Origin of the sequence: Enterocloster lavalensis (genome assembly GCF_046603895.1) — a bacterium.
Taxonomy (GTDB): domain Bacteria; phylum Bacillota; class Clostridia; order Lachnospirales; family Lachnospiraceae; genus Enterocloster; species Enterocloster lavalensis.
Genome location: NZ_CP176637.1, coordinates 3557300 through 3569314 on the forward strand (window position 1 = coordinate 3557300; position 12015 = coordinate 3569314).

Genomic DNA, 12015 nt, shown 5'->3' on the forward strand with positions numbered 1-12015 from the left:
GTGAATACACCGTCCGTCTATAATTAAATCAGACAAACGGTGTATTTTAATGAATTGATGCAATAATCAGGAATGGTCATCCAATTATTTTAGCCGGATTTTCGTGTGTCATGCAGTATACTTGTTCATAGGACAATCCCTGTTCTAACATAGCATCCATGAACATCATCAGGCCTTCGGCGGGGAATTCCATGCCCGCCTGTTCGCGATCAGTGGCCATAAAGCAGTTTTCAGGTCCTAATTCTTTAATAGTCTGGGCCATATATTCAGCGGATATCAAATTCAGACCTACGTCAAACCATAGTTTTTCGACGATTACACCTTTGGAAACCAAGAGCTTTTGAATTTCTATAGGAATCATAGTACAAGCCCAGTCAGGGTGTGTGAGAATGGTTTTTATACCCCGCTCTCTGGCAGCGGTGCATACCGCTATGGATTCGCCGATGCTGATATGACCAGTGGCTACTGTTGCTTTATATTCCTTTATCAGGTCAAGAATTTCCAGAACCTCTGGCTTTAAATATCCATTATCATCAAGAAGGCGTATGCCGGCACTCTGTATTTTGTTATCAATTTTAGAGTATTCGATCTGGTTGCGGGAATGGATGGTAGGCATCCAAATGATCTTTGCGCCTAGTTCCAGGTATTTCTGGGCGGCGATGGGATTTAGTCCGCCAATGGAAAGATTCATAACTGCAGAACCGTAGGCTTTGGCCTTGTACCCCTGGGTATTAGCCAGAATAGCTCTGGCAGGGGTGGGATCCAGGTGATTTTTTAGCATAACGCCAGCCATTTTGTATCGATCCGCCTGTTCCATCAATTTAAAATCGTCCAAAGCACGGGGAAAGAAATCAGGAGCGGTATGGGTATGAAGGTCATAAGCACCTTCCATTAGCCGGAGAACTTTTTCTTTGTTTTGTAGTTGGTACATAATTAAAGCTCCTTTCTACTGTACTTGTTTAGGCTTAGAAAATGGGGTACAGGAAGCCGGTCCACAGAACTCCGACCAAAATCATTAAAAGACTGGGGATGATGGATTGGATAAAGATGCTCTTGAAGTCATATCCACCGGCCGCCATGGTTAATGGAATCAGGGGGCAGGACATAGGGGTACTGTAGGCAGCGGTAGCTGCGATGTTGACTAGTATGGCGGCACCTATAGGGTTGATTCCCATTACTTTGGTGGTAGCCAGAACAAGGGGCATCAGTGACCACATAACTGCACTGTTTAACATGAACTGTGTTACAATAAATGCTGCCATGAAAATGATCAGGTAAACAAGGAACGTATTGTTAACAGAGGTTGCCAGGTGTGCAATCAGATTCCCAATTAGGTCTGCAGCGCCAGTGTTGGTTAAGGCACCGCCCATGGACAGAGCGCCAGCAAATACTGCGAAGTACGATACTGGAAGAGCATTGTTGATCTGTTTTCCCCTTAAAACACCAGTGAGTACCATAAATACAGCTCCCGTCAGGGCAATCAGCCAAGGCTGTATTCCCAGACTGCCAGAGACTAAAAGAACCGCACAGGTAGCAAAAAAGATAACATATCCGCATTTTTCCTGGAACGGAGGAAGCGGTTCTTCGGCTGTTTTCTGGACATTGACAGTGTTGGAGGCAATCGCTACAGGCGGCTCTGTAGGAGCAATTTTTAAACCGATCGTCATAATATAAATGCACACAATTATGATGCCGGGAAGGCGCACCAGGAAAGGGTGAAAGACGGACATGGAGTAGCCGGTTATATCAAAGGTTTCGAATAAAGAATTTACCTGCATCGGAAAAGCATAACCTGCACCTAACGGAAGCCATGCCATTGTAGCTAGCAACATAACGGCCAAAGGATACATTACTTTGGAACGTTTTACACCGATTTCGTCTACCGACGCGCCTAGAAGAGGGGCTACAATGGAAAACTCCGCCACCGCTTGACCGATAAATTGGCACAGAATTATACCTAGAATCATGTACCCAAAAAATATCTTCCGTACGGAACCATGAGCCAGCTCATTTACTTTTCTGGCCAGGTTTTTTACAAACTGTGTTCTTGTAAAACCAGCAGAGACAACAAACATGCAGACACATAACCATAGATTCGGGTTACCGAAATAGGTCATAGCATCATCGGAGGATATGCAGCCGGTTAGGTAAAAACTGATAAGCGACAGCATTGCCACTACACCCATGGGGAGCTTATTGGATAAATACCCAATAACGGTGAGGACGCTGATTATGAGACAGATAATCATTTGGGTTGACATTTCATTTCTCCCTTCTAAATTTATCGATATCCATGCCGCAGCCTTTTCAGCGCAGCTGTGGTACAAGGGTTTCCCAAACTGAATCTAACAGGGACTGAGTTTGGAATTCATAAGAACTTAAGGTAATAGTTGCATTGTAGTCTGGAAGAATGATGCCCAGCTGGCCTGCCCAACCAAATAGATAATAGGCATTGTCACGATGATTTCTCCAGAAAAAGTAACCATAACCGGCATTTAAATCATTCGTGTCTAACTGTCCGTCAGCTGCGTTTTCGATCTGTTTACTGGTCGCTTGTAACATATAATCTTTGGAGATCAGTTGTTTTTCCTTCCATCGGCCCTGGTGGAGACAAAGCTGGGCAATTCGAGAAAATTCTTCAGATGTCAGTTGCAATCCTCCAGGACCGCAGGTGTATCCCAACGGATCGGTTCCCCACTGTGGATTATGTATGCCCAGAGGATCAAAGAGACGTGGCTTTAACCAATCCAAGAGATTTTCTCCGGTCAGTTTGGTAATCATTCTGGAAATCAGGTGCGGTAGCGAATTATTGTACACAAATTTCTGTCCAGGCTTCAATTCCAGCGGCTGATAAAATGTGTAGTTGCCCCAGTCTTTATTTTCCAGGTCATCTCGGTTGACTGCTCCGGGAATCAGGGAGTAGCCATCCATCAATTTATGGTTATGTCCACTGCTCATAGTAAGCAGGTGTTTTATGGTCACCCCATGCCAAGCTGGATCGTAGGAAGCAGGAAGGCAGGAGGACAGGATATCCACTGGATGGGAATCTAAGGTAAAAAGACCTTCGTCAATGGCTAGTCCTGCTGCAAGACTTACAACGCTTTTTGTGGCAGAGTGAATATCGCTTCGACGGTCTGTGGGATGAAAGTGAAAGGCGGCAGCCAACTCATCCTCCTGCTGGACAATCACATGATGGACTCCCAGTTTTTTGTGACAGATCATTTCTGCAAATGGTACAATGTTAATTTTCAAAGCAATTCCTCCTGGTTCATTGAATATATTAACTCGAATTTTGTGCGGTGTGATGATAAGTATATAAAGCGACGTCAGCTTTATTTATTGATTTTATTATATATATCCTTTAATCTAAAATCAAATTTATATATTTTGTACATCGTATAACAAATTTGTAATAGTGTGACAAGAAAAAGTACTGCAGGTAGACACAAGCTGGATTTTATAAGATTACTGTAGATATGAGTAACAGATATGTGGTTATTTTAGGCGGGATGGATACCGCCTGTATCTCGACTGAAGCAGGTGGATTATGCTTTGTGTAGTATTTCTGTATAGATAAATAATGGAATATTGTGCAGTGCAGCATGTTAGGGAGTATCATGTAAGTGGAAAGGACAAGAGTATCAAAAAAGATCCTCCTACTAAAATGAGATTGACGTCGTAAGCCAAACTCAAGCATAGAAGGAGGTATAATTAGGCGATTTAAATTTATCACATAGTCGCTGGATATGCCAATACCATACAGCGTTTGCCCCAAAATATCGGAAGAAAACCACTATACGGTCAAGCAAAGAAGATGTTAGGCGTACCGTTTTTTAGCGGACCAGTAAATCTGAAAATAGGCAAAGGATGCACCGTATTAGTCTGTCTTCAATTTTCTGAAAATGAAAAAGCTGAAATCCCTTGTAAATCAAGGCGATTTCAGCCATTAGAAAAGCGCGAGACGGGATTCGAACCCGCGGCCCCCACCTTGGCAAGGTGGTGCTCCACCCCTGAGCCACTCGCGCATGAACAGTTGAACTCAACTGACGAAGGCTATTATAATAAAAAACGGAGCGGATGTCAAGCCATATTGTTGAAATTTTTTCAAAAATTTACCGGAAAATTACCGGGAGGGGGATTGGCGGGAAAACGATCGGGTCCAAAGCACAAGAGCAGGGGCGGATTTTTCCTGTTCATACGCCGCGCTTTTTAGTATAATGGAGCTGATATGAAGTTCCATCCAGACAGACAGCGGAGAGGGAAAGGCGGTTATGGGGATGAAGGACGGGGTTAAAAAGATTTTGCTGTGGAGTTTTACGCCGGATGATTGGCAGGTTTGCTGCAAGGTGCTGGACGACTTTTTTGCCGGGGAGGCGGTGGAGATCGAGAAGATGTCCTTTGTGACCCGGACCAGAGAGAATTACGACGACATCGATCTGGCCCTGGTGACGGCCAGCGAGTGGTATCATTTTGTGAAACAGCTGGTGCCGGAGGGGGTTCCGGTGATCTGGATCAAGCACACCATCGACCAGGAGAATTTTGACAAGCTGTCCGCGGCGGCGCAGAGGGAGAAGATCAGCGTGGTGGCGGATACGCCCTTTTACGCGGAGCAGAGGCGCCGGATGCTGGTGGGTCTGGGGCTGCGGGAAAATGCCCTGGAAATCTGGTATCCCGGCTTGCCGGAGGATAAGCTGGGGCCCATTGTCCTGATCTTTGAGGAGGCGGGACTTACCGGGGAGCCGGGCAGGGAGTACATCCATTTTTACGGGAGAGGTATGATCAGCACGGAGACGCTGATTCAGATGGCGGCGGCTTTGAATATGCTTCACTTGCTGGAAACGGATTTTTACCGGAAATACAACCGTTCCGTCAAGTACGCCTCCCGCCAGATCAGCGATCTGATCGACATCGGGGATTACTACGCGGCGGCCCAGAAAAAAGTGGTCAACGGCCTGCTCTATTTTGTGCCCGACGGCCTGATCAGCCATTACAATTTTAACGCGGCGGTGCTTTTGGGGATTTCTTCCAGTCAGATCATCGGAAAGACGCTGCCGGAGGTATTTCCCTTTTTGGGAGAGTGGATGGACCGGCTGGAGGAGTTCGGCGAGCGCGTGGTAAAGTTCGGCGGCCGGGAGCTGGTGTTCGACCTCTGGACCACCAGCACCCACGGAATCTACGCGGGATATGTTCTGATTTCGGATTACAAGGCGGAAAAGGAGAAGGAGCTGCGTTTGAGAACGCAGATGCTCAAAAAACGCCAGCACGCCAAATATACGGTTTACAACATCAAAGGGGAAAGCGAGGCCATCGAGCGCTGCCGGAAGACGGCCATGAAGTTTGCGCGCTCCAGGGCCAGCGTGCTGATAACCGGGGCTTCCGGTACCGGCAAGGAGCTGTTCGCCAGCGCCATCCACAACGCTTCCGCACGCAGGGACGGACCGTTTGTGCCCATCAACTGCGGGGCTCTGGTGGAATCGCTGCTGGAGAGCGAGCTGTTCGGATACGAGAGCGGCGCCTTTACCGGGGCAAAGAAGGAGGGCAAACCGGGTCTGTTTGAGGTAGCCCACGGGGGAACTCTGTTTCTGGATGAGATCGGCGAGATGCCCCTGGGGCTTCAGGTAAAGCTGTTGCGGGCTCTTCAGGAGCGGGAGGTGGTCCGGGTGGGCGGTCACAATGTGATACCGGTGGATGTGCGGATTATCGCCGCCACCAACCGGGACTTGAGAACCCTTGTGAAGGAGGGGAAATTCCGCACGGACCTGTATTACCGGCTCAATGTTCTGCCGCTGGAGCTGCCGGGATTAGATGAGCGCAGGGAAGACATTCTGCCGCTGTTTTATGACATCCGCAACGACGAGGGCTACTCCTTCGAGCTGGACCGGGAAGCCAGGGCCTGCATCATGGGCCACAATTATGAGGGAAATGTGCGGGAGCTGCACAACTGCGTGGAGTATCTGGGGAGTCTGGAGCAGGATCTGGTGCGTTATGAGGACCTTCCCTCCTACATGAAAGAGGGGATGGACGGCTTCACCCGGGAACGGGAGCCGGAGTTGGGCGCGGAGGGCCTTTCGCTGGAGGCGGACCTGGTGCTGGAGGCGGTGCGCGCCCTTAAGGAACAGGGAAAGGCGGCAGGACGCCGCAGCATCTGCCTTTACCTGAAGGAGCGTGGGGAAAACCTGTCGGAGATGCGCATCCGAACGATTTTGGAGGAACTGAGCCGCAGCGGTGAGATTGGAGTGGGAAAGGGGAGAATGGGCGTTTGGATTAATCCCAATCGCACCAATGATCCCATTAATCCCAAATAATGGGATAAAAATGGGATAAAATTGATGTGAATTTGACGTGAAAATGGGGATAGAGAGCGGTTTAAAAGCTGGCACGTTTTTTGCTTCATATAATTGTATGAAAGCAAAACGGCCGGCTTTTTGTTGGATGCAGGATGGCATCCGCGTTACTGGGGGTCATTCGCCGGTGGAATGAGCCATGGGTAAGCGCGGGGCGGATTGCGTCAGAAGCGAAATCAGATATGAAAACTTTATTCCATTTCCGTGGATTTTGGAGAGCGGCCGGGCGACGAGCTCATCGCCCGGCCCGTCTCCCACATCCGCGGGAAGCATGAAGGAGGAACAACATGAGTGCGGAAAGGCAAGAGAGCAAACTGATACGGAATCTGAGCTTTTGGGATTTGATGGCGATTTCGGTGGGCCAGATCATCGGCGCGGGAATTATGTCATCCACGGGCGTGGCCATCGGCATGACGGGCACCGGCGTGGTGCTGGCGTTCCTGCTGTCCCCGGTGCTGACCATTATCAGCATTTTCCCGATTGCGATCCTGGGCGCTACGGTGCCCACCACAGGCGGCCCCTACCGCTATTGCAGCCGTCTGCTGGGAAAAACGCCGGGTATGATTTACCTGCTGTTACATATCACGATGAACGTGGGTCTGGCCCAGTATGCCCTGAGCTTTGCCTCGTATCTGGTCAGCATCACCACGGGACTGGACCAGCACATTGTGGGAATTGTGATTCTCACCTTCTTCTTTATCACCAACCTGGTGGGAACCAAGTCCGCAGCCGTTCTGAACAAGATCATGAGCGTGGCCCTGATCGGCGGCCTGCTGCTGTTTATCGGCTTCGGCCTGCCAAAGGCGGATATCGCCTATGTGATTGAGCCCTCCCATTTGTTCGCACACGGAACATTTGCCTTTATCAGTACGCTGGCGCTGCTGAGCTCAGCCACGGCCGGTGCCCAGGTGGTAGCCGAGCTGGGAGGCGAGACAAAGGACGCGGGGCGGACCATCCCCAAGGCTATGGTGGCCTCCACCTTCGGAGTGGGCATTTTCTACGTGCTGATCGCCCTGGTGGCGGCGGGCGTGCTGCCCATGGACCAGGTCGCCAACCAGCCCCTGACCCTGGTGGCCCGGGAGACCATGCCCGGCATCGCCTTCTACCTCTTTGTGATCGGCGCGGCTCTGGGCGCGACTGCCACCACCTTAAACGCCACCCTGTCCTGGGTGACCAAACCGCTGCTTGTGGCCTGCGACGACGGCATGCTGCCCAAGTCTCTGGGAAATGTAAACAAACACGGCGTGCCCTGGAAGCTTTTGACCCTGTTTTACCTGGTGGGCTTCATCCCGCTTGCCATGCGGCTGGATATCGCCTTTATCACCAAGTTTACCACTGCAAACTCGCTGCTCTCCAAGCTGTTTGTGTGCTTTGCCCTGTTCTCGCTGGCTTCTAAGTCCGGGGATCTGCTGAAACGGTCCTCCATCAAATTGAGCCCCGCGGGTGCAAAGGAAATGGCGGTGCTGGGAATGGTGGTACTCTGCGTGCTCAGCTCCTCCCTGCTGCTGAACCTGTCCATTATGGTGGTTGGTTTCCTGGTGGCGCTGGTGGTTGTGGTGCTGATCTACGTCCGCACCTACGCCAAAAATGTTGAGATTGAGAATGATCTGCTGGTGGATTACACCAGCGAAAAATAATAGATTCAGAGGAGGATTTTGAAAATGAAATATGATTTTACAACGGTTTATAAGCGCTATGGCTGCGGGTCCGGCAAGTGGGATGAGATGCAGCGGGAGAATCCGAATGTGGGAGAGGACGTGATCCCGTTTTCCGTTGCGGATATGGAATTTGTGGAGGCCCCGGAGATCGTGGAGGGGTTGAAAGCCTTTTTGGATACCACGGTGCTGGGTTACGCCAACGCCACGGATTCGTACAAGGAAGCGGTGTGCGCCTGGATGAAGAAGCGCCATAACTGGGACGCGAAGCCGGAGTGGATTCTTCCGTCCCACGGCGTGGTGGACGCATTTTTCTCCGCCATCAAGTGTTACACAAATGAGGGAGACGGCGTTATGCTGTTGACACCGGTGTATTATCCAATGTATATTGGAATCAAGGTGAACAACCGGGTGCTGGTGGACTGCCCGCTGGTGGAGCGGGGCGATACATATGAGATCGATTTTGAAGATTTTGAGAAGAAGGCCAAGGACCCCAACACCAAGCTGTTTATTCTGTGCAGCCCCCACAACCCCTGCGGCCGCGTGTGGACGAAGGAGGAGCTGGAGCGCATCGGCCGGATTTGCAACGAGAACCACGTTCTGGTGGTGGACGACGAGATTCATCACGACCTGATCATGCCGGGCCATACACACTATGTGTACGCCTCCCTTTCCCCGGAAATGGAGCAGAACTGCCTGGTGCTGACCGCGCCCTCCAAGACCTTCAACCTGGCCGGACTGCAGACCTCCAATATTTTTGTTCCCAACGAAGCGCTCCGCAGGAAGCTGGAGGAGTTCTTAAAGCGCGGCAGCGCCAACCCCAAGTGCAACATCCTGGGCTACAAGGCCTGCGAGATCGCATACAGCAGCTGCGGAGAGTGGCTGGATGAGTGTATTCAGGTGATTGACGAGAACCGGCGGGTGATCACGGAGTTTATGGCGGAGAACTTCCCGCAGATTCGGGTGTGCGAGCTTCAGGCCACCTACCTGCTGTGGATGGACTGGAACGGGCTGGGACTGGATTACAAGGAACTGGAGCGGATCAACCGCCAGGAGGCAGGACTGTTCTTCGACGAGGGTTACATTTTCGGAGCCCAGGGAGAAGGCTTTGAGCGCTGGAACCTGGCCTGCCCCACAAGCTATGTGGTAGCTGCGCTTAAGCGGATGAAAGAAGCTTACGGCAAGTATGTGAAATGATGGAGTGAAAGGAAGGCGGACTGTTATGAAATTTGAAGTTGGAAAAAGGCTGGAACCATTTTGCTGCGATACCATCTGTCAGGATGGGGTCAGCGCAGAGGATTTGACGGAGGGGATGCCCACTATGTTTCTCTTCCTGCGGTACTACGGCTGCCGCATCTGCCAGCTGGACCTGCGCGATCTGGATCTGGGATATGAAGCGGTCCGCCAGGCCGGAGGACGTGTGGTGGTGGTTCTCCAGTCCAAACGGGAGATACTGGAGGCGGCGGCAGAGGAAAAGCCGTTTCCCTACACCGTGATCTGTGATCCGGACATGAAACTGTACAAACAGTTCGAAATTCTGCCCGCGGCTGACAAGGATGAGCTAAAGGGCGGCGACGCGCCCAAAAAGGCGGCAAGGGCGGTGGAAATGGGATTGGTGCACGGGGAATACGAGGGAAATGAGCTTCAGCTTCCCGCCGCGGTGCTGGTGGACGGGGAAATGACGGTGCGCTACGCCCATTATGGGACGAACGCGGCGGATACTCCGTCGGTGGAGGAGATTGTGCGGTTGATAAAGGGACTGTAAAAAATTGTAAATCTGGTTAGGAAAAAACGGCTCCGCGTGTCTGGGAACAGACTTGCGGGGCCGTTTTTAGCCGGTGGCGGTGCGCGTTTGCCGCTCTATTTCGCGCTGTCTGCTGTGATTCCAGCGTTCAAAAGCCCCATCGCCTCCTCCCGCACCTGCTTGGTGGCCGCCGGGTAAGGCCCGTACTGCAGCAGGTTGTAGGCCGCGGAGATGTTGGCGAGGCGGGCGGTGACCTGGGGCGGGAAACCTTCGCACCAGCCGAAGAGGGCGGCGGCGGTGGAGACGTTGCCGCAGCCGGTGGCGTCCACGATGGGGCCCACGGTCAGGCTGGGCTCGAAGGTGGCTTTTCCGTCCTGGATCATATAGGAGCCGCGCTTGCCCACGCGGAAGAAACAGGGGGTGCCCAGTTCCAAAATGGCCCGGATGGCCGCCTCCTCGCCGTCAGCCTGAAACAGGCTCATGGCCTCGGGTAGGTTGAGGGAGTAAATGTCCACTTTGCGGATGGTTTCCAGCACCTTGGGAGCTCTGGCCGGGTCCATGGTGGCGGAGGTGGGGATTTCCCACATGAATTTCGCCTGCTTTCCGCCTGCGCGCACCTGGTCCAGGCGGTCCCAGAGGGGATCGGCCTCGGAGGCTTCCACGTAGATCCCGCGGGTGTCCTCCCCGCAGTGGGCCGCAATGTGGGCCGGATCGATGGTGTCCAGGGTTTCCAGCAGGGCTTCCTCCTCAGGGCCGTAGATGGAGACTTCGCTGTGAAGTCCCTGGTCCCCGTAGGTGAGGGTTGTATACCAGGTGTGTGGCAGGATATAGCGCAGTCCGGCGGTGCTGCAGCCATTGGCCCGCATCCAGTCGCCGTAAAAGCGGTCGAAATCCTCGCCCACGTTGGAGAGGTACAGGCAGTCGTCGCACCACAGCTTGATGCCCGCCACGCAGAAAATGGAGCCGCCCAGCACCTGATCCTTCCGGCTCTGGTCCGCGAAAATGATGTCGTTGATAATGGTCGGTCCTACTACAAGATATTTCATCGTCGTTTCACCTCGCCTTTCTCTATGCGATGCAGTCCAGCTGCCGCCTCAAATCCTGTTCCAGGTCCGTGCTGTTCTTCAACTCGTGTAAAATGACGCACTCCGGGGAGTGGACGGCCAGGGCGCCGATCATGGCCTTCACGTATTCCGGCTTCAGGGCGCCGGTGCCCAGCACCAGATGGTTGTCATACTTGGAGAGCACGATGCCCACGCCGTACTCCTCCCGCTCTTCCCAGGTCTTTAAGGCGGAAATGTTCTGGTAGTATTCCCCGGTGAAAATACCATTTGTAAAATACTGGGTATCCTTCAGGCCGCAGTCGGACAGATGGATGGACCCCACCTTTCCGGCCAGGTCCGGGTGCAGAATGTTGTGTTCCAGCCATTTGACGGCGAAGCGCTCAGGATCGCGGCCGTACTCCGCCTGGAGCAGAGCCATTTCCGGCGTGATCTCGCTGTCCGGAAGGTAGAAACGGGCCGCGCCGCTGCCGGCGTCCGCGCCCAGAGCGTGGAGCAGGTGGTTGATGTCCCAGCCCAGCTTTACCTTGTGGAAGGGATCGTAAATCTGGCGGTAGAGCATCGCATAATCCTCAGCGGTCTGCATGCCGTGCTCCAGCCCCCACCCCGCATTTTCCAGCTCGATCTGGGGGGAGTCCGGGCCGATCAGACCCCGGTCCAGCAGTTCGTTGAGAAAATGCTGCAGCATGGAGATCATAGCCTGGCGGATGTCCGCCTTGGAAATGGTGAAGTCCCACATGCCGTCGATGGGCGCGTAGTCAATCAGATGGAAGGTGTAGCTCTGCGCGCCCAGGGCCGTTGCCAGCTCGTACTCCTGGCACCAGCGGGCGTACATGTGGGCGCCGGTCAGGTCGCCGTAATATTCGCGCACCGCGGCCAGACCGCCGAACCGCTCTTCCAGCTGGGAAAAGCTGTGTTTGGTCAAAAATGAGGTGGGGTAGGCCCAGTAGGAACAGTGAATCCGCTTCACGCTGCCTGCTGTGAGACGATTTACAAGCTCTTCTTTTTCATGTTCCGCTGCAAATAAGACTTCCGTGCGGTTCTTGACGTCGTCCATAAAAACCTCGATGCCCTCCAGGCCGAAACGGCGGCAGAAGCCGGGGACATCCTGTAAAGCCGCCGGAGTGAGGCAGCCCTCTTTCAATGTGGTGTAATCCTTCATAGTCGGTATGCTCCTTTCGCATTCGCTTAAATACAATATAACACGTCTT

Annotated in this window: 9 protein-coding genes and 1 tRNA gene; 4 read left to right on the forward strand and 6 right to left on the reverse strand. The window is 52.6% G+C overall.

Going from position 1 to position 12015, the window contains the following annotated elements; genetic code table 11:
• Positions 1-76: 76 nt before the first annotated feature.
• From ACK2JC_RS15920 to ACK2JC_RS15935, 4 genes are all read right to left on the reverse strand, one after another.
• Positions 77-931 carry a DUF6282 family protein gene (locus ACK2JC_RS15920; protein ID WP_411337413.1) on the reverse strand — a complete coding sequence of 285 codons (855 nt, stop codon included), beginning with the start codon at positions 929-931 and terminating at the stop codon, positions 77-79.
• A 34-nt stretch (positions 932-965) separates the two neighbouring features.
• Positions 966-2261: an SLC13 family permease gene (locus tag ACK2JC_RS15925; protein ID WP_320936947.1), complete on the reverse strand. Its 1296-nt coding sequence runs from the start codon at positions 2259-2261 to the stop codon at positions 966-968.
• Positions 2262-2307: 46 nt separating this feature from the next.
• Complete coding sequence (locus ACK2JC_RS15930; protein ID WP_368272344.1) at positions 2308-3252, reverse strand: serine hydrolase domain-containing protein; 945 nt, start codon at positions 3250-3252, stop codon at positions 2308-2310.
• 701 nt (positions 3253-3953) lie between these two features.
• Positions 3954-4025, reverse strand: a tRNA-Gly gene (locus ACK2JC_RS15935).
• A gap of 252 nt (positions 4026-4277) precedes the next feature.
• Between ACK2JC_RS15935 and ACK2JC_RS15940 the strand changes: the two genes are divergently transcribed.
• From ACK2JC_RS15940 to ACK2JC_RS15955, 4 genes are all read left to right on the forward strand, one after another.
• Positions 4278-6305: a sigma-54 interaction domain-containing protein gene (locus ACK2JC_RS15940; RefSeq protein ID WP_320936948.1), complete on the forward strand. Its 2028-nt coding sequence runs from the start codon at positions 4278-4280 to the stop codon at positions 6303-6305.
• A 326-nt stretch (positions 6306-6631) separates the two neighbouring features.
• On the forward strand, positions 6632-7981 hold the full coding sequence (locus tag ACK2JC_RS15945; RefSeq protein ID WP_368272345.1) for an APC family permease: 1350 nt from the start codon (positions 6632-6634) through the stop codon (positions 7979-7981).
• A gap of 24 nt (positions 7982-8005) precedes the next feature.
• Positions 8006-9196: a MalY/PatB family protein gene (locus ACK2JC_RS15950; protein WP_118754477.1), complete on the forward strand. Its 1191-nt coding sequence runs from the start codon at positions 8006-8008 to the stop codon at positions 9194-9196.
• Positions 9197-9221: 25 nt separating this feature from the next.
• Positions 9222-9764 (forward strand): peroxiredoxin-like family protein, encoded by a 543-nt coding sequence (locus tag ACK2JC_RS15955; RefSeq protein ID WP_320936950.1) that lies wholly within the window; start codon positions 9222-9224, stop codon positions 9762-9764.
• A gap of 95 nt (positions 9765-9859) precedes the next feature.
• Here the strand turns inward: ACK2JC_RS15955 and ACK2JC_RS15960 are convergent, their stop codons facing one another.
• Both ACK2JC_RS15960 and ACK2JC_RS15965 read right to left on the reverse strand, forming a co-directional pair.
• The gene (locus ACK2JC_RS15960) at positions 9860-10789 is read right to left on the reverse strand and encodes a carbohydrate kinase family protein (RefSeq protein WP_320936951.1); all 930 of its coding nucleotides are present in this window, start codon (positions 10787-10789) and stop codon (positions 9860-9862) included.
• 22 nt (positions 10790-10811) lie between these two features.
• Positions 10812-11966, reverse strand: coding sequence for a hypothetical protein (locus ACK2JC_RS15965; RefSeq protein WP_276852161.1), 1155 nt, complete (start codon positions 11964-11966; stop codon positions 10812-10814).
• Between the last annotated feature and the right edge of the window lie 49 nt (positions 11967-12015).

What these genes read in the sequence shown, in the direction of transcription:
- ACK2JC_RS15950 (WP_118754477.1), top strand. Translation starts at nt 8,006, where the DNA reads ATGAAATATGATTTTACAACGGTTTATAAGCGCTATGGCTGCGGGTCC.
- ACK2JC_RS15925 (WP_320936947.1), bottom strand. Translation starts at nt 2,261, where the DNA reads ATGTCAACCCAAATGATTATCTGTCTCATAATCAGCGTCCTCACCGTT.
- ACK2JC_RS15955 (WP_320936950.1), top strand. Translation starts at nt 9,222, where the DNA reads ATGAAATTTGAAGTTGGAAAAAGGCTGGAACCATTTTGCTGCGATACC.
- ACK2JC_RS15965 (WP_276852161.1), bottom strand. Translation starts at nt 11,966, where the DNA reads ATGAAGGATTACACCACATTGAAAGAGGGCTGCCTCACTCCGGCGGCT.
- ACK2JC_RS15940 (WP_320936948.1), top strand. Translation starts at nt 4,278, where the DNA reads ATGAAGGACGGGGTTAAAAAGATTTTGCTGTGGAGTTTTACGCCGGAT.
- ACK2JC_RS15960 (WP_320936951.1), bottom strand. Translation starts at nt 10,789, where the DNA reads ATGAAATATCTTGTAGTAGGACCGACCATTATCAACGACATCATTTTC.
- ACK2JC_RS15945 (WP_368272345.1), top strand. Translation starts at nt 6,632, where the DNA reads ATGAGTGCGGAAAGGCAAGAGAGCAAACTGATACGGAATCTGAGCTTT.
- ACK2JC_RS15920 (WP_411337413.1), bottom strand. Translation starts at nt 931, where the DNA reads ATGTACCAACTACAAAACAAAGAAAAAGTTCTCCGGCTAATGGAAGGT.